We start from the raw sequence: 18596 nt of genomic DNA, 5'->3' as shown, positions 1-18596 counted from the left end.
AAAAACCCGGACGTTGTTAACTGGCGCCCGGGTTTTCGCATGTTCGTTTCAAAATACAAATTTGCCTATCCAGCGGTTTATTGGCAAATCGCATTTTCACTTTGATGATTGACACGAAGTCCCTCGTTATCCAATTTTACCAATTGAACGGAGTGGTCGGAAAACATTGTTTGTAAATGATCCACAATGGTTTGTCCGCCGCCTTTGGGAGCAAAGGAGATTAAGGTTGGTCCGGCACCGCTGATGACTGTTCCGTATGCTCCGAGGTTTTTTGCTTCGCGGCGGATTTCAGCGTAGTTGGGAATGAGGGAAGCACGGTATGGCTCATGAAATAAGTCTGCTTCCATCATGCGTCCTGCCAGCTGATAATCCCCGGCGACGAGAGCGGCTACCATCATGTTCCCAATACTACTTGCGGCAGTCGCGTTATTTCTGGAAAACTGTTCTGGGAGCACTTTTCTTGCTGCTTCCGTTTTTAATTCAAAATCCGGGATATAAAGTACGAGATCCAAATCAATATTTGTAGTTTGAAAAAATTCGATACGGTCTTCAGAAAGCATTGCTGTAATGACGAGCCCACCCAGCAATGCAGGCGCCACATTGTCGGGATGCCCCTCAAACTTGGTGGCCCACCGCAACTTTTCTGACGCGCTTAATTCAAGTTGGCAAACCTGGTTGGCCAGTTCGATGCCTGCCACTACCGCAGATGCGCTGCTTCCCATGCCGCGTGCCAAAGGAATGTCGCTTTCCACCATAATGTTGCACGGAGGAAGGTTGGCGTTGAATTGTTCCGCCATCTGTTTGGCAATGTTAAAAATAAAATGATCTTCCGCAGGAGGGGCCTGCGGAAGATGCAAAGAGCGGTGTTCAAATATCCACTCTTCATTCGGTGTAACATGTAATGTTAAATAGCGGTTCAAAGCCATACCGGCGGAATCAAACCCGGGTCCGATATTGGCTGAGCTGGCGGGAACCGTAATGGTCAAACAGTTCATGCCTTAACCACGCCTTTAATATAGTCAATAATGACTTCTTCATCATTTGGCAAGACTACGGGATCATATTTGATTTGAGAAACAGCCGTTTGCGGATCTTTTAATCCGTTTCCGGTTAATACGGCCACTACCTTGCTTCCTTTTTCAATTTGGCCATTTTTCACTTGTTGGATTACTCCGGCAATCGAGGCGCATGAACCCGGTTCGGCAAACAGACCTTCCGATTTCGGAAGTAGCTGGAATGCCTCTAAAATTTCTTGGTCAGAAACGGATTCAATTTTACCTTCAGACTCATCACGAGCGGCGACAGCAAGATTCCAACTTGCCGGATTTCCAATGCGGATGGCCGTTGCCACCGTTTCCGGCTGGGCGATCGGCTCTCCTTTTACAATGGCCGCCGCACCTTCCGCTTCAAAGCCGAACATTTTTGGAAGTCCTGTTTGTTTTGCGTCGTTGTACTCTTTAAATCCTTTCCAATAGGCGCTTATATTACCGGCATTCCCCACCGGGATGGCCAAAATATCTGGAGCGGCTCCAAGTTGATCACAAATTTCAAATGCCGCTGTTTTTTGCCCTTCAATCCGGTATGGATTGACAGAGTTGACAAGTGTAACCGGCGCTGTATCACTTACAGTGCGGACAATTTGCAATGCTTCGTCGAAATTGCCTTCAATTTCAACAATTTCGGCACCGTACATCATTGCTTGGGCAAGCTTACCGAGTGCCACTTTTCCATTTGGGATGACGATGATCGCCCTGATCCCGGCTTTTGCCGCATAAGCCGCAGCGGCAGCGGACGTATTCCCCGTAGATGCACAAATGACGGACTCGCTGCCAGCTTCCACTGCTTTGGCGACGGCCATCACCATTCCGCGGTCTTTAAAAGATCCAGTCGGATTGGCACCTTCCATTTTCGCATATAATTCGATTCCCAATTGCTCAGATAAATGGGCCAGATGCACCAAAGGTGTATTCCCTTCTTGAAGCGTAAGCGCTGGTGTTTGATCTGTAACAGGCAAGTAGGATTGATATTGTTTAATCAGGCCCGGCCAATTCATTTTGCTCCATTCCCCTCTACTCGATAATAACTGATGACGTCTTTTACAACGGGGAGATCCCTTAATTTCATCAGTGCTTCTTGGAAGTTTTCCAATGATACGGTATGGGTAACAATAATAATTTCTGCCAATTCTCCTTTATTGAGCGGGGTTTGCAAAATTTTCTCAAAGCTAATGCCTAATTCGTTGAATAAGCCTGTGATTTTGGAAAATGCCCCGACTTCATCTGCTAAGTGGAGACGGAAATAAAACTGTCCATACCGCTCCTGAGGTGATTTTAACACACTTTTAAACCTAGGCGCTACAACGGTTTTTCCATTTACGCCAAGCCGCATGTTTCTGATCACCGCTACGACATCCGCCATCACCGCGGTTGCCGTAGGCAAGCTTCCTGCACCAGGACCGTAGAACATTGTTTCTCCAACGGCTTCTCCCTTAACATAAATGGCATTATATTCATTTTTAACAGAGGCAAGCGGATGACTAGTCGCAAGGAAAGTAGGCTGTACACTGACTTCCACTTTTTGGTCATCCAATTGGGCTATACCGATGAGCTTCATCGTATATCCCAGTTTTTGCCCGTAATGCAAGTCTTGCAGCGAAAGATTGCTTATGCCTTCCACTTCCACATCATCGAGCGATACATTGGTTGAGAACGCCAGCCTGGCTAAAATGGCCATTTTCCTTGCCGCGTCCAACCCTTCCACATCTGCTGTTGGATCTGCTTCTGCAAACCCGAGTTCTTGCGCTTTTTTCAGAGCCGCTTCATAGGACTGGCCTTCTTCATCCATTTTTGTCAATATATAATTCGTCGTACCATTGACAATACCCATCACTTTTTTCAACCGGTCTGATACAAGACCTTCCGATAATCCTCTTAAAATCGGAATTCCGCCACCGACACTCGCTTCATAAAACAAATCCACCTGATTTTGAGCAGCCGCTTCAAGCAATTCCGGACCATGAAGGGCAATTAAATCCTTATTGGCGGTAACAACATGTTTCCCCGACTGGATCGCTTTTATCATGTGTTCCCGTGCCTCTTCGATACCACCGATTACTTCCACGACAAGATCAATATCGGGGTCTTGCAGTATATCATCCGGATTAGAGGTGAGGAATGTTTGGCCGATTTGAATATCACGTTCCTTATCAGTGTTTCTGACGAGAATGCTTTTGACTCTCACTTCGCATCCTACTTGATGTTGCAACTCCTCTTGGTGATTTTGAATGAGCTGGACAACTCCGGAGCCAACCGTTCCCAAACCCAATAGTCCGATAGATACATAGCTTTTCATTTCTTCCTCACCTTTCTGTATGTCTGTAAAATACATTTGTTTTTATATAGTAGACATTTAAACTTCAAAAGTCAAGGGGTTTTTTTACCTGTTTTTGCTGTAAAATGAACATATTGTGACATTTTGAAAAGAGGAATCCAACCGTTTTTCTAGAAATATGAATAAAAGAATAAAGCAAAAGGAGGAATACGGCATTATGGGGCCGGAAATCAACAGGGAAACAACGGTCAACAGAGGGCCAAAGAAACGGAACACCAAATTCATTGTGATCGGTTCTCTGGCTGCCTTGTTTTTCCTGGCTGCTGCAACTTGCGTCGCGATTTCTGTATATGTGGGAACAAATTTGACAAAACCGGAGAAAAAACCGATCGTCATTACCCCTGGCGATTATGACATGAATTATCAAGATATCGACTTTTTCAGCCATGATGCCAAAACGAAGTTGGCGGGCTGGGTGCTTGAACCTCCCGTTCCGGCAAAAATGAACATTATTTTTGCCCACGGTTATAAAGGGAACCGTTACGAGGAAAACATTCCGTTTATGCCGCTGGCCAACAATTTACTTGTAAAAGGATATCGGGTCATTACGTTTGATTTTCGTTATGCGGGGGAATCAGAAGGAGACATGACCACTGTTGGAGTCAAAGAAAAATGGGACCTCCTGGGGGCCATTGATTGGACAGCCGACCAATATGAGGAGCCGATTGGATTGCTGGGAATATCCATGGGGGCGTCCACTTCCATTTTAGCGGCGGCTGAATCAAAGAATGTGCATGCAGTCGTAGCCGACAGCCCGTTCAGCGATTTGCATGATTATTTGGAAGAAAATATGCCGGTCTGGACCGATCTGCCGAATTTTCCTTTTACACCGTTGATCCTCAATATCATTCCACTAATGGCTGACATCGATTTGTCCGGCGCAAGCCCGATCACTGTGCTGGATGATGTGGCTCCGCGTCCAGTGTTATTTATCCACAATAAAGGCGATCGTTCCATCCCTTACACAGAAAGTGAAAAAATGTACAAAAAGCACCCCGATGTTTTTTCGTTTTGGCTTACCGAGGGAGACGGGCATGTGAAATCTTTTGAGCAAAACTCTGAGGAATATGTTGAAAAGGTGATTGCTTTTTTTGACGGGGTATTACAAGGAATAAAGGAAGATGAGTGACAGGCTCAACATGAAAAAACGTACATGATGCTGGCGGGAATAAGCCATGTCCGCCCGGAACGCAAGAAAACGATGCTGAGGTTGCGAATGGCGCTTTGGCGGACATCTGCGAATATAAATGAGTATGACTCGATCAAGCAAAAAAATAAATTCATAAAATGGATGATGGTGAATAGATGTAATGGAAATGAATGACAAAATGCCGAAAAAACCGTTAAACAAACAATTTTTTCAACAGCCAACGCTTGAACTAGCCAAGTCGCTTTTAGGCTGCCTCCTTGTCAACGAAACGGAAGAAGGGCTTTCCGCCGGATATATAGTGGAAACGGAAGCCTATATAGGCCCGCATGATCGCGCCGCCCACAGTTACGGCAATAGAAGGACGAAGCGGACTGAAATCATGTATGGCCAGGCAGGGCTCGTGTATACATACTCGATGCACACGCATTGTCTGATCAATGTCGTCAGCGCAGGCATTGATGAGCCCGAAGCCGTATTGATTCGAGCGTTGGAGCCTGTTACAGGAATTGGCCTTATGAAAAAGAGGCGCCCAGTCGATCAAATGAAAAACTTGACGAATGGCCCCGGAAAATTAACAAAGGCAATGGGGATTACCATGGAGGACTACGGCCGAACATTTTATGAGCGGCCGTTATATATCAGTGATGGCTATTCCCCGACAGAAATAGAGCAAGGAACCAGGATCGGGATTCAAAATTCGGGTGAGGCGCGAGATTACCCGTGGCGTTTCTGGGTTAAGGGAAATCCATATGTATCACGATAAAATATATATGGAGGGGGCTGTTTAAAAAGTCCGATTTAGAGTCAACACACTACAATCTAAAACCCAAGAATGTTGATTTTATAGCATTCTTGGGTTTTGTTTTATTATTTTTCAAGCTGTCATATTCCTTTCCGGACAGCTTTTTTTCGGTATGAACTGGCAGGAAGATCCCCACTTCAAAAAATCACGGTAAGTGCGGGGGAGCAACAGTCAGTTAAAGCCCGATTCGTCCGGGGCGGCGACACACATCTCATGGTTTTCTGGAAGCGTCATAACCATGATGTACGGGTGCAGCGAAGCCACAAGACAGGGAAAGTGCGACAGCATCATGATCGCACGAAGATAAAGTAAGGCGCTCCTCCCCAGAGCTTGCCAACAGGACGCTGTCGCTCCGTTTCTTATAAGGGGAAAGAGAGCGCGGCATGAGCTTCTTGCATGGACCCGCACCCTGTCACCCTGATCATGCCGCCAATAGATTTCGCTATCAGGTAAAAATGCATCTCATATTTTTTTGTAAAAATGGTTGCATGTATATTTGTGTTAGTGTACTATTTGGTTAGTACAATAACAGTTGATGACGGAGGTCAAACTCATGAAAGCATTTATTGGATTAGTTAAAAAGGATTTAAGTTTAATGAAATTTTGGTACATCGTTTGGCTTGCGGTTTTTATTATCGGGATGGCGGGTGTGTATATCCTCTCTGTTTATTTATCAGAGCCGCTAATACCCGTTCCTTTTCTGATGATGGCTGCCGGGTTTCACATGTTTTTGGCACCGATCTCCCTACTTTATACTTTAAATCTCGAGGGGAAAACACAGTTATGGCTGTATAATCCGCAAAGCAGTTTGAAATTGCTGTTATCAAAGCTCAGTACGGCAGCCATTATTCAGTTGATTGCGCAACTCATCATTTCCTTGTATGCCTTGTTTATCATGCAAGCATTGGTGAAAGCAGGGAAAATCGCTTCTTTCGGCAACTTCCTGCCTATCAAACAAGGGATTTTTATGCAGTTGGGCATTTTCAGCACAGCAATGTATATATCGATCTGGTTCATTTTCCTTTGGACGGTTTACCATTCTCTAGGAAAATACCCCGCCATTAGACATTTTCGCTGGCTGGCGGTGGTTCTCGTTTGGTTTGCATGGAGCTTACTGGAAGAGCTTCTTGTAAAAACGAAGATTTTAACAAATGAGTGGTTCTCTTTGGACCTAAACGTCCATATTGAGCCCAACTTGAAATATGAAGATGGCTGGAACATCATCTATACGGATGTATCGCTACCTATCATACCCATTCTGTTGTATGCCGCTTTGGCTATCATCCTTTTCCTCCTTGCCAGTAGGTTGCTGGACCGGAAAGTCGAGGTGTAAACATGTCCAAAGAATTTGAAGCGTCAAAGCCCATTTATATACAAATTACTGAAAAGATTTTTCAAAGGATTATCCGGGGAGAAATCAATCCCGGGGAAAAGCTTCCGTCAGTAAGGGACATGGCTGTCCAATCGGGTGTCAACCCAAATACGATACAAAGGTCATATGCGGAAATGGAAAGGATGGGTATTGTGGAGACAAGACGTGGACAGGGGACGTTCGTGATTGAAAAGGAAAGCATTGTCGATGAATTGAAGCAGTCGATGCAGACGGAAATCATCGGCCAGTTTGTCAAAAGCATGAAAGAATTGGGATATACGAACCAGCAAATGGTGAGTGGATTGACACATTATTTGGAGGATGGTGGGCAGGATGAACATTGAATTAAAGGGCGTCGTGAAAAAATACGGAGCAGAAAAGGCTCTGGACAATGTCACTCTATATTTTGAACCGGGGAAAATTTACGGTCTGCTCGGCCCCAATGGGAGTGGAAAATCCACCACATTGAAATTGATCACCGGCCTTGTTTATCCGAACAGCGGAACAGTGACCGTTTTACAAGAGAAGGTCACAAGAAGGATCAGCAAAAAAGTGGCATACTTGACGGAACTCGATATGTTTTATGATTCTTTTACCACCGGGAAAATGATCGAGTTCTATGATTCTCAATTTCCCGATTTTGACCGGGACAAAGCGTTTCACCTTCTTAAAGAAATGGAACTGCCGGAAAATAAAAAAATTAAACAGCTTTCCAAAGGGAACCGCGGAAGGTTGAAACTCGTATTAACCTTGGCAAGGGACGTTCCGGTGGTCCTGCTGGACGAACCATTTTCCGGACTCGATCCAATGGTGCGGGATTCCATTGTTACAAGCTTGCTCACCTATATTAATTTTGAAAAACAGACCGTCATTATCGCCACGCACGAGATTGATGAGATTGAGCAGATAATGGATGAAGTGATCGCCATTTATAACGGTGACATTATCGGCCGTGAAAATGTGGAAGCCATACGCGAAGAACAAGGCTTATCTGTCTTAGAATGGTTCAAATTAATCATGCGGAACAAAGGGAAGGAAGTGTGAAAAAAGCTGTCGTTGAGTTGAAAAATGTCACGAAAATGATTCGCGGAAGAAAAATGATTGATGACTTAAGCTTTGAAGTCGAAGTCGGGGAAGTGTTTGGATTTTTGGGGCCGAACGGAGCCGGGAAGACGGCAACGATCAGAATGATTGTCGGTTAACGCTTTAAAATGTGAATGGAAGGAGTTTAGAAATTTCATCATTGCTTTTTTTAGTTCACAATATATATTCAGAACGGAAGGCGACGACTCCTGCGGGAATAGCTTGAGCTGAAGACCCCGCAGGTGCAAAGCGATGAGGAGGCTAAAGCCAAGCCAGCATGTCTGTAAAATCCATTGGAAACGAATGATAAAATGGATCCGTTCAACAACTTGTTAAGGTGTGAATGTCATTTCTGCTTTTTATCCATCGGCCTCTCACCTTCACTTGATTTGTAGTTCTGTAAATCCCTATCGTTTCAGTAATACTAAAAACGCGCTCGGAATAAGTACATTTTATACAGTTTTGTGCCCTTAGCGAGAGCGAAAGGAATGGTTCTAATTATGAGAAAAATATTTTATAGTTGCTTCATGATCATCATCTTTGTGTTGAGCGGATGTTCCGAGGAAGAAAATATGGATGCTCAGGAAGAAAGTGCTACAGAAGAGGAAATTTCTCTAAAGGACATAAAAATCCCTAGTACTATCTTCACCTCTGAAAAAAACAATAGTGTCATTGACGAAGAAGAAATGAAACAAAGTATCAAAATATATTTAGACAGTGACGAAGAGTTAAATAATGCTTTAGAATCATTTGAGGAGTTCATATGGGACGATCAGACATTAAATAAAAGTGAATTAGAGAAATTTAAAAAAATTAACAAACTTATAAAAGAAAATGATGAGAATTTCTCTCGTTATATCTCCAATAATACCTTACCTAAAGGTTATCAAGAAGAGTCGGAAAGGATTAGTCGTTATATTACAACTTCAAATGAGTATATTCGTGAATTAAGTGAAGTGCTCGACAACGCAAGCGAAGGGAAAATTTCTGAAAAAGACATTGGATCCATCATTAATAAAACTCCTAAAGTGAGTGGAAGAGAACAGAAAAAAATTGAAGACTTCCTTGATGAGAAGAATATTGACACAAAGGCCTTTGGAAGGGATGTTAAAAAATAAAGTTAACCATTGAATTGGAAAGGTGGACAATGAAAAGGAACTATCGGGTTTGTCAAGTTAAGTGTGTAAGTACACTTTACTCAAGGTATCTTAAAACCCTATCTTTCAGTTTGTCGTGAAAGAGCAGTTGGTTTCTGACCATGGCCCAATTTTGGATATGCCCGCCATCCCATTTTGTTTCCAGTTCCTTAATGGTGAAGATGTATTTCGGAAGCTTATTTATACATGCCATTACTGCAACCTCATAAGGATTTCGCCGAGGTTGCATTTTTAATTTGTCATCGTAAAAGCTAGGACGTGTATGTTCCACTTCATCTCCATACTCACATCGTTTATAACGGTCAGACTGTCATCCCATTTTCCCCCATACTCACATCAAAAGCTACAACATGTTTATGTTTCATGATTTCTGCTCCCTCTTAGCCAATCATAGAAGCCTTCACACTGCCTTATTGACATGATCTTTTTGGACCCCCAACATACTAAACTTGTGAAGTTGGCCGGTCTTTTATATGGATTCTAGATCTTGAAGCTGTTCGGCAAAAAAATACTAGCACAAACCATGGCCTTGGTCGCACTACTGATGTTAGTAGTTTTTTCGGTATGAACTGCAGGAAGGTCCCCATTTCAAAAAATCGCGCCAAAAGTCCGATTCGTCCGGGGCGGTGATACACAACTCATGGTTTTCAAAGATATCGGTCATGGAAGCGCCGCAACGTATACGCTTGTACGAGTGTAAGAGAAGAAACAAACAAGGCAGGGAAAGCGCGAGCTTGGATGACGCTATTTCCTCGGTTAAGCCAACAGGACGCTTTCATTCTTTAGCCTTTGTTCCGCCTTTTGATCGAGGGGAAGAGAATGGCATAATTCTCTGAAAGTAGCTGCATCCGGTGACCATAGCCCATCTCTTGAAATTTTCTATCAGGTAAAAAATACATCTTATGTTTTTTTGTAAAAATGGTTGCATGTATACTTGTGTTAGTGTACTATCTAATTAACACACTAATACAAGGTGGCGGAGGTAAAGTCATGAAGGCATTTATTGGGTTGGTTAAAAAGGATTTAGGTTTAATGAAATTTTGGTCTTGGATGGGGCTTCTATTTTTCGGTATGGCAGGTATGCATATCTTCTCAGGTTATATATCGGAGCCGGAGTTAATGTTTCCCTTCATGATGGCTGCTGTTCTGATATTGGCGCCGCTCTTACTGCTTTATACTTTAAGGGTCGAGGGGAAAACACAGTTATGGCTGTATAATCCGCAAAGCAGTTTGAAATTGCTGTTAGCAAAGCTCGGTGCCGCGGCTATTATTCAGTTGATTGCGCAACTTTTCATATCCTTTTATGCTTTGTTTTTTATGCGAAGGGCGATCGCTTTTTTCAGCAGTGCTCTGCCTATCGATCAAGGGATCATTTCTTTACAGTTACATATCTTTGGCACAGCGATGCATGTATCAGTTTTGTTCATGTTTCTTTGGACGGTTTACCATTCACTAGGAAAATACCCCGCTATTAGACATTTTCGCTGGCTGGCGGTGGTTCTCGTTTGGCTTTCCTATCACGTACTGGTGGAAAGGCAACTCTGGAAACTACCTATTTTCCAAAATAGTCTATCCTTGTTTACCTTGATGTACGCTATTTTATCCATCATCTTCTTTCTCCTTGCCAGTAGGCTGCTGGACCGGAAAGTCGAGGTGTAAACATGTCCAAAGAATTTGAAGCGTCAAAGCCCATTTATATACAAATTACTGAAAAGATTTTTCAAAGGATCATCCGGGGAAAAATCAATCCCGGGGAAAAACTTCCGTCTGTAAGGGGCATGGCTGTCCAATCGGGTGTCAACCCAAATACGATACAAAGGTCATATGCGGAAATGGAAAGGATGGGTATTGTGGAGACAAGACGTGGACAGGGGACGTTCGTGATTGAAAAGGAAAGCATTGTGAATAAATTGAAGCAGTCGATGCAGACGGAAATCATCGGCCAGTTTGTCAAAAGCATGAAAGAATTGGGATATACGAACCAGCAAATGGTGAGTGGATTGACACATTATTTGGAGGATGGTGGGCAGGATGAACATTGAATTAAAGGGCGTCGTGAAAAAATACGGAGCAGAAAAGGCTCTGGACAATGTCACTCTATATTTTGAACCGGGGAAAATTTACGGTCTGCTCGGTCCCAATGGGAGTGGAAAATCCACCACATTGAAATTGATCACCGGCCTTGTTTATCCGAACAGCGGAACAGTGACCGTTTTACAAGAGAAGGTCACAAGAAGGATCAGCAAAAAAGTGGCATACTTGACGGAACTTGATATGTTTTATGATTCTTTTACCACCGGGAAAATGATCGAGTTCTATGATTCTCAATTTCCCGATTTTGACCGGGACAAAGCGTTTCACCTTCTTAAAGAAATGGAGTTGCCGGAAAATAAAAAAATCAAACAGCTTTCCAAAGGGAACCGGGGAAGATTGAAACTCGTATTAACCTTGGCAAGGGACGTTCCGGTGGTCCTGCTGGACGAACCATTTTCCGGACTCGATCCAATGGTGCGGGATTCCATTGTTACAAGCTTGCTCACCTATATTAATTTTGAAAAACAGACCGTCATTATCGCCACGCACGAGATTGATGAGATTGAGCAGATAATGGATGAAGTGATCGCCATTTATAACGGTGACATTATCGGCCGCCAAAATGTGGAAGCCATACGCGAAGAACAAGGCTTATCTGTCTTAGAATGGTTCAAATCAATCATGCGGAACAAAGGGAAGGAAGTGTGAGAAATGAAAGCTGTTGTTGAGTTGAAAAATGTCACGAAAATAATTCGCGGAAGAAAAATTATTGATGACTTAAGCTTTGAAGTCGAAGCCGGGGAAGTGTTTGGATTTTTGGGGCCGAACGGAGCCGGGAAGACGACAACGATCAGAATGATTGTCGGTTTGATTGGCATAACGGCCGGGGAGATTAAAATTTGCGGAAAAAGCGTCCGCAAAAATTATGAAGACGCGATTAGCCATGTAGGAGCCATCGTCGAAAACCCGGAGTTGTATAAATTCTTGACTGGTTATCAAAATTTACAGCAGTCTGCCCGCCTGTTTAAGGGAATCACGAAAGAAAAAATAGATGCGGTCGTAAGTCTTGTCGGATTGACAGAGCGAATCCACGACAAAGTCAAGACTTACTCTTTGGGGATGAGACAGAGATTGGGAATTGCCCAAAGCCTCCTGCATGATCCAAAAGTTCTTATTTTGGATGAACCGACAAATGGGCTTGATCCCGCGGGCATCAGGGAAATCAGGGGCTATTTAAGGCGATTGGCCAAAGAGAAAAACCTTTCCATTATCGTCTCCAGTCATTTGTTGTCGGAAATGGAAATGATGTGTGACCGGTTCGCTATTATTCAAAAGGGGACGCTCGTCAATGTCCAAAGTATCGCCAGTGAAGAGGTGGAGTCTGATACCAAAACGTATTATTGCGATGTGGATAATAGAAATGAAGCCTTAAAATTATTGGCAAGTCGTGGAATTCAAGGAATGAAGAGAGAAAATGGCATTCATATTTTAGTGGAACCTTCTCAAATACCGGATGTGTTGCGCTTATTGCTTGAACACGATCTCCTCGTGTTTGAAATAAGCCCAGTGAAAAAATCTTTGGAAGAAAGGTTCCTTGAAATGACAAACGACCCGGGGGTGGCAGCCAATGTTTAATTTGGTACGCAATGAATGGGAGAAGATTTTTAGGCAGATCAGTACATATATCATGATGGGACTGCTCATTCTCATTCTGATCGTAACGGCTGGCATGATGAAATATCTTGACAGCAAAGAAAAAGCGGAAAATCAAGATTGGAAGCAAGAGTTGATGGCGGAAAACGAGAATTTAAAACAACAGCATGAAGATATGCAAATTATAGGCCCTAAGGATCTTATTGAACAGGAGATAGCTATTAATGAATATCGGATAAAAAATGACTTGCCGCCTGTTGAGGAGCGCACGGTTTGGACATTTATCAACGACTCGATTTCTCTCATACCATTTGCCGGCTTGTTCGTACTCATTGTTGCTGCTGGTATTGTCGCCAATGAATTTTCATGGGGAACGATCAAAATATTGTTGGTGAAGCCCTATAAACGTTGGAAGATATTGTTGGCAAAATACTTTACCGTCAATTTGTTCCTGCTGCTTATGCTTGCCATCCTATTCGTTTGCGCCAGTATCATTGGAGCGGTTCTGTTCGGGACGGGAGATTCGTCAAGCAATGTCCATCTGGCTTATGTGAATGGACAGGTGAAGGAACAAAGTCTGTTTTTATACTTGGTCAAATCGTATGCCCTCAATTCCTTAAGCGTCTTTTTGCTTGCCGCTATGGCATTCATGATTTCGGCTGTTTTCAAGAACAGCGCGCTGGCGATCGGCCTGTCGGTATTTCTGCTTTTCACAGGCGAAACGGCCACCAAATTGCTGGCCAGCAAATTTGAATGGGCCAAATATAGTTTGTTTGCCAACACTAACTTAATGCAATATATTGATGGGATGCCATTGGTGGATGGCATGACGCTCTCTTTTTCCATATGGATGATGATACTGTATTTTACAATCTTTCAAATACTGGCTTTTCTATTCTTTTTGAAAAGGGATGTTACGGCTTAAGCCTGTAACATCTCTTTCTCTCTGTGGGGTTTTTTTGTCCATCCCCAAAACACAATTCCGAATCTTGCAAATAAAAGTTTGGTATTCAGATTGTTTTTTTGGTATAGTAAATGTGTAACGAATCATAGACTAATATGGACCCAATGTTTGTTAACGGGTTTTAGTTGTTGGTTTATGTAATCGTTGCCACGTCCATTATCATGAAGAAGGGGGAATTTGCTTGAAGATGTCACGGTCTGCTTTCATGGTTTTCGTACTATCAATCTTACTGGTACTTTCCGGCTGTTTTAGCGGTCAAACGGAGACTTCGCCGGAACCGGCTGACGAGAAAAAATCTGGTGGCGAGCAAAAGTCGGGCGAGAAGAAAATTTTACGTCTCAATAACAATGAAGAGCCGGGTTCACTACACCCTGGAACAGCACAGGGAACCCATGATTCATGGATCCTGGAGCATGCCTTTGAAGGATTGACGAAGAAAACGCCTGAAGGTGAAATAGTCGAGGGAATCGCTAAAGATTGGAATGTGAGTGATGACGGATTAACGTGGACTTTCAACTTAAGGGATGACGCGAAATGGTCCAATGGCGACCCTGTAACAGCTCACGACTTTGAATTTGCCTGGAAATACGCGCTCAATCCTGAAAGCGCTTCCGAGTATGCTTATCAACTCTATTATCTTGAAGGAGGAGAAGCGTACAACAGCTCGCAAAACAAGGACGAATATGCCGCGTTGGAAGAAAAAGTCGGTGTAAAGGCTTTGGACGACCTTACGCTTGAAGTTAAACTTGCGGAACCAACACCTTACTTCCTTGATTTGACATCTTTTTATACGTTTTATCCTGTGAACAAAAAGGTACAGGAAGCAAACCCCGACTGGGCACTGGAAGCTGAAACATATGTATCAAACGGAGCTTTTAAACTGACGGAGTGGAAACATAAAGAAAGCATGAAATTGGAGAAAAACGAAAACTATTACGATAAGGATAAAATCAAACTGGATGAGGTTCAATTTGTCATTATTGACAATGCTGATACCGCGTGGCAAATGTATCAGTCCAATGAGCTTGACCTCGTCTACCCGCTGCCTCCGGATGTGACAGGCGAACTGAGTGGAACAGACGATCCAGAATTCGAGATTGCTCCGGATTTGGCAATATATTACTATAATTTAAATAATGAGGTAAAGCCATTTAACAATGTAAAGGTTAGAAAGGCTTTATCGATGGCGATTGACCGAAAGTCTCTTGTTGAACATGTGACGCAGGGCGGCCAGCAGCCCGCGTATGGCATCATCCCGCCAGGAATTCCCGATGTGGAAGGAGATTTCCAGGAAAACTCCGGCGACCTGTTTAAAGAAGATGCGGAAGAAGCGAAGAAGCTCCTGCAGGAAGGACTTGCTGAAGAAGACATGGATCAAATGCCAGAGTTTACCCTAACGTATAATACGGATGAAGGGCATAAAAAGGTTGCTGAGGCGATACAGGAAATGTGGCGCAAAAACTTGGATGTAAACGTCACATTGGAAAACGTAGAATTCCAAGTCAAGCTTGACCGGGAAAAAGCTGGGGACTATCAAATTTCCCGTGGCGGTTGGGTAGGGGACTATGTTGACCCGATGACATTCGTTGATCTTTGGGTAACAGACGGTTCGTTCAATGATGCGAATTGGAGCAATCCGGAATATGATAAAAACGTTAAAATCGGCAAGACGTCCATGGATCAAAAAGAACGGATGGAAGCCATGCACAAAGCGGAAGAAATTTTAATCGAAGAAATGCCGATTATACCGCTATATTTCTACACAAAACCGTTCACTGTGAAGCCGCATGTGAAAGGGATTTTTACACCAATTAACCGATATCCACAGTTCATTTATGCGGACATTGAAAAATAATCATGCATTTCAAAATTGGGTATGCCACTTTTGGCATACCTGGTTTTAGTCTTTATTTTTTCATCTTACTGTATGTATGGCATGGCTATATCCCGGATTAACAGGCAGCAAGCAAGCTTCCCATTTTCAAAAATTCGCGGGGAAATAGGTTCACCGGGAATCAACTGCTAGTAAAAGCCCGATTGGTACAACTAACCATATGCGAAATAAAGCTTTCGCAGATTGAAGTTTTGCTTAGAAAGAGGTGTAAATGATGTGGAAATATACGCTAAATCGTTTATTTTGGGCAATCATCACTGTGTGGGTCATCATTACACTCACCTTTATCATTATGAAAACCATTCCGGGGAATCCGTTCGCCAAAGAAGGGCCGATGCCCCCGGCTGTATATGAAAACTTACAGCGCCACTATAATCTTGATAAACCGGAAATGGTCCAATATGCCCTATATTTAAAGTCTGTCCTCCAACTGGATTTCGGGCCATCCATGAAAACAAAAGCTATCACAGTCAATGATTATATTAAAAATGGATTTCCCGTTTCTCTCCATTTAGGGCTTCAAGCATTGTTGATAGCCATTACATTCGGTTTGTTCCTTGGGGTCATTGCTGCTTTGAACAGAAACCGGTGGCCAGACTACTCAGCGATGGTCCTTGCCATCATCGGCCTGTCCGTTCCAAGTTTTGTCCTTGCCACCTTTTTGATCCATTATGTTGCTGTTAAGTGGGAACTTCTGCCCGTTGCAACGTGGAAGTCTTGGTCTCATACCATTCTCCCTTCGATTGCGTTGGCGATGATGCCCATGGCTTATATTGCCCGATTAATGAGATCGAGCATGCTGGAAGTGATGAGCCAGGATTATATATTAACTGCCAAAGCCAAGGGTCTGGCCGGCGGTGCCATCATCATGAAGCATGCGGTACGGAATGCTATCCTGCCTGTCGTGACAGTACTCGGTATCCTGACGGCCAATCTGGTAACCGGGAGTTTCATTATCGAGTATATATTTGGAATACCCGGCATGGGTGAAATGTTTGTAAATAGCATTTTCAACCGTGACTATCCGGTCATTTTAGGGGCGACCATCTTTTACAGCATCATTCTCATCGCATTGATCTTTATTGTGGATGTTGCCTACACTTGGATTGACCCCAGAATCAAGATCGGAAAGGAGAGCGGCTGATGAGCAAGCACGAACTGAATATGACGGAAGATATGTTTTTGCCGGCGGAAGACAATTACCAGGAAGCTGAAAAAATTGCGAGGCCTTCTGTTTCCTATTGGAGTGATGTATGGCGCAGACTTGTTGAAAACAAGCTTGCGATGCTCGGATTAACTGTTATTTTTCTATTGACAATCATGGCCGTTATCGGTCCACATTTAAACGGATATACGTATTATGAACAGGATTTTACCAAAAAGAATTTGCACCCCAATGCTGAGCATTGGTTTGGAACCGACTCGGCCGGAAGAGATTTATTTACCCGCAGTTGGTATGGGGCGAGAATTTCACTGTTTATCGGATCGATGGCCGCGTTGATCGACTTTTTAATTGGTGTCGTATACGGCGGTATTTCGGCCATCAAAGGCGGCCGCACTGATAACGTCATGATGAGGATTGCTGAAATACTATACTCGATTCCTTATTTGCTTGTTGTGATTTTAGTCATGATCGTCATGGAAAGAGGTATTTGGCCGATCATCATTGCTTTGTCTATTACGGGCTGGATTCAAATGGCAAGGCTCGTCAGGGGCCAGGTGCTGCAATTAAAGGAGCAGGAATTTGTTCACGCATCGAACGCTCTTGGGGCCAAAATGGGCTGGGTTTTAAGAAAACATATGATACCGAATACATTAGGGCCTATCCTTGTCAATATTACCCTTACTGTTCCGACGGCCATTTTTGCTGAAGCGACCTTGAGTTTCCTGGGATTGGGTGTTCAAGCGCCCCAAGCAAGCTGGGGGACGCTCGTAAGTGATTCCTTGGGCAGTATTCATGTGGGGAATTTCTATCAATTGTTTATACCTGCTATTTTAATTTCTTTAACGATGTTGGCATTTAACGTATTCGGGGATGGACTTAGGGATGCGCTCGATCCCAGATTAAGAGAATGAGAGAGGTGGGGATCGATATGAATAATATACTGGAAGTCAAAAACTTGCACGTATCTTTTCAAACATATGCCGGAGAGGTAAAGGCGGTCAGAGGCGTCAATTTTAACGTAAGAGAAGGAGAAACGATCGCCATTGTTGGAGAATCGGGCTGCGGTAAAAGTGTAACAGCCAAATCAATCATGCGGCTGTTGCCTTCCCCTCCCGCGCAATATAAGCAGGGATCGATACAATTTCAGGGGAACAATCTTTTCGATATAACTGAAAAAGAAATGCAGCGCATCAGAGGCAATAAAATCAGCATGATCTTCCAGGACCCAATGACATCTTTAAATCCAACAAGCAAAATAGGCAACCAGATTATAGAGGCTATTTTGAAACATAATGACATGAATAAAAAGGCAGCTGTTGAAAAAGCCATTGAAATGCTGGAACTTGTTGGAATTCCGCAGCCAGGCCACCGGGTGAATCAATATCCGCATGAATTTTCGGGCGGGATGCGCCAAAGGGCCATGATTGCCATGGCGCTGGCATGCAATCCGCGGCTGTTGATCGCCGACGAACCGACGACAGCTTTGGATGTGACGATACAGGCTCAAATATTGGAATTGATGAAAAAAATCCAGCAAGAAACCGGAACTTCCATTATTTTAATTACACATGATTTGGGCGTAGTAGCAGAAATGGCCGAGCGCGTAGTCGTCATGTATGCCGGCCAGGTGATCGAAAGCGGCACAGTGAAAGAGATCTTTAACAACCCTCAACATCCCTACACAATGGGATTATTAAATTCCATTCCGCGCTTGGATATGGATAAAAACCAGCCGCTTGCTCCCATCATCGGTACTCCGCCAGACTTGATAGATCCTCCGGAAGGGTGTCCATTTTATGCCAGATGCAAATATGCCATGCGCATATGCAAAGGTCACAACCCGGAGTTTGAAGAAGTAGGTTCAAACCAGTTTACCGCTTGCTGGCTTCACCACCCAATGGCTCAAAAGAGAGCAAGTGTGTAACAAAGGAG

Annotated in this window: 18 protein-coding genes and 1 pseudogene; 16 read left to right on the top strand and 3 right to left on the bottom strand. The window is 43.6% G+C overall.

Annotated elements, in window-relative coordinates; genetic code table 11:
- Positions 1 to 77 precede the first annotated feature (77 nt).
- The 3 genes from thrB to MHB50_RS12970 are packed head-to-tail and all read right to left on the bottom strand — an operon-like array spanning position 78 to position 3351.
- Positions 78 to 995 (bottom strand): homoserine kinase, encoded by a 918-nt coding sequence (thrB, locus tag MHB50_RS12980; protein WP_077109848.1) that lies wholly within the window; start codon positions 993 to 995, stop codon positions 78 to 80.
- The gene (gene thrC / locus MHB50_RS12975; protein ID WP_077109849.1) at positions 992 to 2053 is read right to left on the bottom strand and encodes a threonine synthase; all 1062 of its coding nucleotides are present in this window, start codon (positions 2051 to 2053) and stop codon (positions 992 to 994) included. Before thrC ends, thrB begins: the two co-directional genes overlap by 4 nt.
- Positions 2050 to 3351: a homoserine dehydrogenase gene (locus MHB50_RS12970; protein WP_077109850.1), complete on the bottom strand. Its 1302-nt coding sequence runs from the start codon at positions 3349 to 3351 to the stop codon at positions 2050 to 2052. The genes thrC and MHB50_RS12970 overlap by 4 nt, the downstream gene beginning before the upstream one ends.
- A 196-nt stretch (positions 3352 to 3547) precedes the next feature.
- Between MHB50_RS12970 and MHB50_RS12965 the strand changes: the two genes are divergently transcribed.
- The 16 genes and pseudogenes from MHB50_RS12965 to MHB50_RS12890 all read left to right on the top strand — a co-directional run bounded on the left by MHB50_RS12965 (position 3548) and on the right by MHB50_RS12890 (position 18588).
- Positions 3548 to 4519, top strand: coding sequence for an alpha/beta hydrolase (locus tag MHB50_RS12965; RefSeq protein WP_077109851.1), 972 nt, complete (start codon positions 3548 to 3550; stop codon positions 4517 to 4519).
- A gap of 187 nt (positions 4520 to 4706) precedes the next feature.
- Positions 4707 to 5303 carry a DNA-3-methyladenine glycosylase gene (locus MHB50_RS12960; protein WP_077109885.1) on the top strand — a complete coding sequence of 199 codons (597 nt, stop codon included), beginning with the start codon at positions 4707 to 4709 and terminating at the stop codon, positions 5301 to 5303.
- Positions 5304 to 5895: 592 nt separating this feature from the next.
- The gene (locus tag MHB50_RS12955) at positions 5896 to 6675 is read left to right on the top strand and encodes a hypothetical protein (protein ID WP_077109852.1); all 780 of its coding nucleotides are present in this window, start codon (positions 5896 to 5898) and stop codon (positions 6673 to 6675) included.
- Between the two features lie 2 nt (positions 6676 to 6677).
- On the top strand, positions 6678 to 7058 hold the full coding sequence (locus tag MHB50_RS12950) for a GntR family transcriptional regulator (protein ID WP_077109853.1): 381 nt from the start codon (positions 6678 to 6680) through the stop codon (positions 7056 to 7058).
- Positions 7048 to 7758, top strand: coding sequence for an ABC transporter ATP-binding protein (locus MHB50_RS12945; RefSeq protein WP_077109854.1), 711 nt, complete (start codon positions 7048 to 7050; stop codon positions 7756 to 7758). Before MHB50_RS12950 ends, MHB50_RS12945 begins: the two co-directional genes overlap by 11 nt.
- Positions 7716 to 7913, top strand: a pseudogene (locus tag MHB50_RS12940) (ATP-binding cassette domain-containing protein); the annotation flags it as partial. The gene MHB50_RS12945 and the pseudogene MHB50_RS12940, both read left to right, overlap by 43 nt.
- Positions 7914 to 8285: 372 nt before the next feature.
- Positions 8286 to 8915 (top strand): NDxxF motif lipoprotein, encoded by a 630-nt coding sequence (locus MHB50_RS12935; RefSeq protein WP_339164043.1) that lies wholly within the window; start codon positions 8286 to 8288, stop codon positions 8913 to 8915.
- A 1029-nt stretch (positions 8916 to 9944) separates the two neighbouring features.
- The gene (locus tag MHB50_RS12930; protein ID WP_077109857.1) at positions 9945 to 10613 is read left to right on the top strand and encodes a hypothetical protein; all 669 of its coding nucleotides are present in this window, start codon (positions 9945 to 9947) and stop codon (positions 10611 to 10613) included.
- 2 nt (positions 10614 to 10615) lie between these two features.
- Positions 10616 to 10996, top strand: coding sequence for a GntR family transcriptional regulator (locus MHB50_RS12925; protein ID WP_077109858.1), 381 nt, complete (start codon positions 10616 to 10618; stop codon positions 10994 to 10996).
- Positions 10986 to 11696, top strand: coding sequence for an ABC transporter ATP-binding protein (locus tag MHB50_RS12920; RefSeq protein WP_339164040.1), 711 nt, complete (start codon positions 10986 to 10988; stop codon positions 11694 to 11696). Before MHB50_RS12925 ends, MHB50_RS12920 begins: the two co-directional genes overlap by 11 nt.
- Before the next feature lie 3 nt (positions 11697 to 11699).
- On the top strand, positions 11700 to 12623 hold the full coding sequence (locus MHB50_RS12915) for an ABC transporter ATP-binding protein (RefSeq protein WP_077109860.1): 924 nt from the start codon (positions 11700 to 11702) through the stop codon (positions 12621 to 12623).
- Entirely contained in the window at positions 12616 to 13566 is a 951-nt protein-coding gene (locus MHB50_RS12910) for an ABC transporter permease (RefSeq protein ID WP_077109861.1), read from the top strand. Before MHB50_RS12915 ends, MHB50_RS12910 begins: the two co-directional genes overlap by 8 nt.
- 226 nt (positions 13567 to 13792) lie before the next feature.
- Positions 13793 to 15460: a peptide ABC transporter substrate-binding protein gene (locus tag MHB50_RS12905; protein WP_077109886.1), complete on the top strand. Its 1668-nt coding sequence runs from the start codon at positions 13793 to 13795 to the stop codon at positions 15458 to 15460.
- Between the two features lie 253 nt (positions 15461 to 15713).
- Complete coding sequence (locus tag MHB50_RS12900; protein ID WP_077109862.1) at positions 15714 to 16643, top strand: ABC transporter permease; 930 nt, start codon at positions 15714 to 15716, stop codon at positions 16641 to 16643.
- Positions 16643 to 17575, top strand: a complete 933-nt coding sequence (locus tag MHB50_RS12895) for an ABC transporter permease (RefSeq protein ID WP_083717264.1) — start codon at positions 16643 to 16645, stop codon at positions 17573 to 17575. The genes MHB50_RS12900 and MHB50_RS12895 overlap by 1 nt, the downstream gene beginning before the upstream one ends.
- 17 nt (positions 17576 to 17592) lie before the next feature.
- The gene (locus MHB50_RS12890; protein WP_077109864.1) at positions 17593 to 18588 is read left to right on the top strand and encodes an ABC transporter ATP-binding protein; all 996 of its coding nucleotides are present in this window, start codon (positions 17593 to 17595) and stop codon (positions 18586 to 18588) included.
- The last annotated feature ends 8 nt before the right edge of the window (positions 18589 to 18596 follow it).

Origin of the sequence: Siminovitchia sp. FSL H7-0308 (assembly GCF_037980985.1) — a bacterium.
GTDB lineage: Bacteria > Bacillota > Bacilli > Bacillales > Bacillaceae_C > Siminovitchia > Siminovitchia thermophila.
The sequence above is the reverse complement of the archived record's forward strand: the minus strand, read 5'-3'. Positions and strand labels throughout refer to the sequence as shown.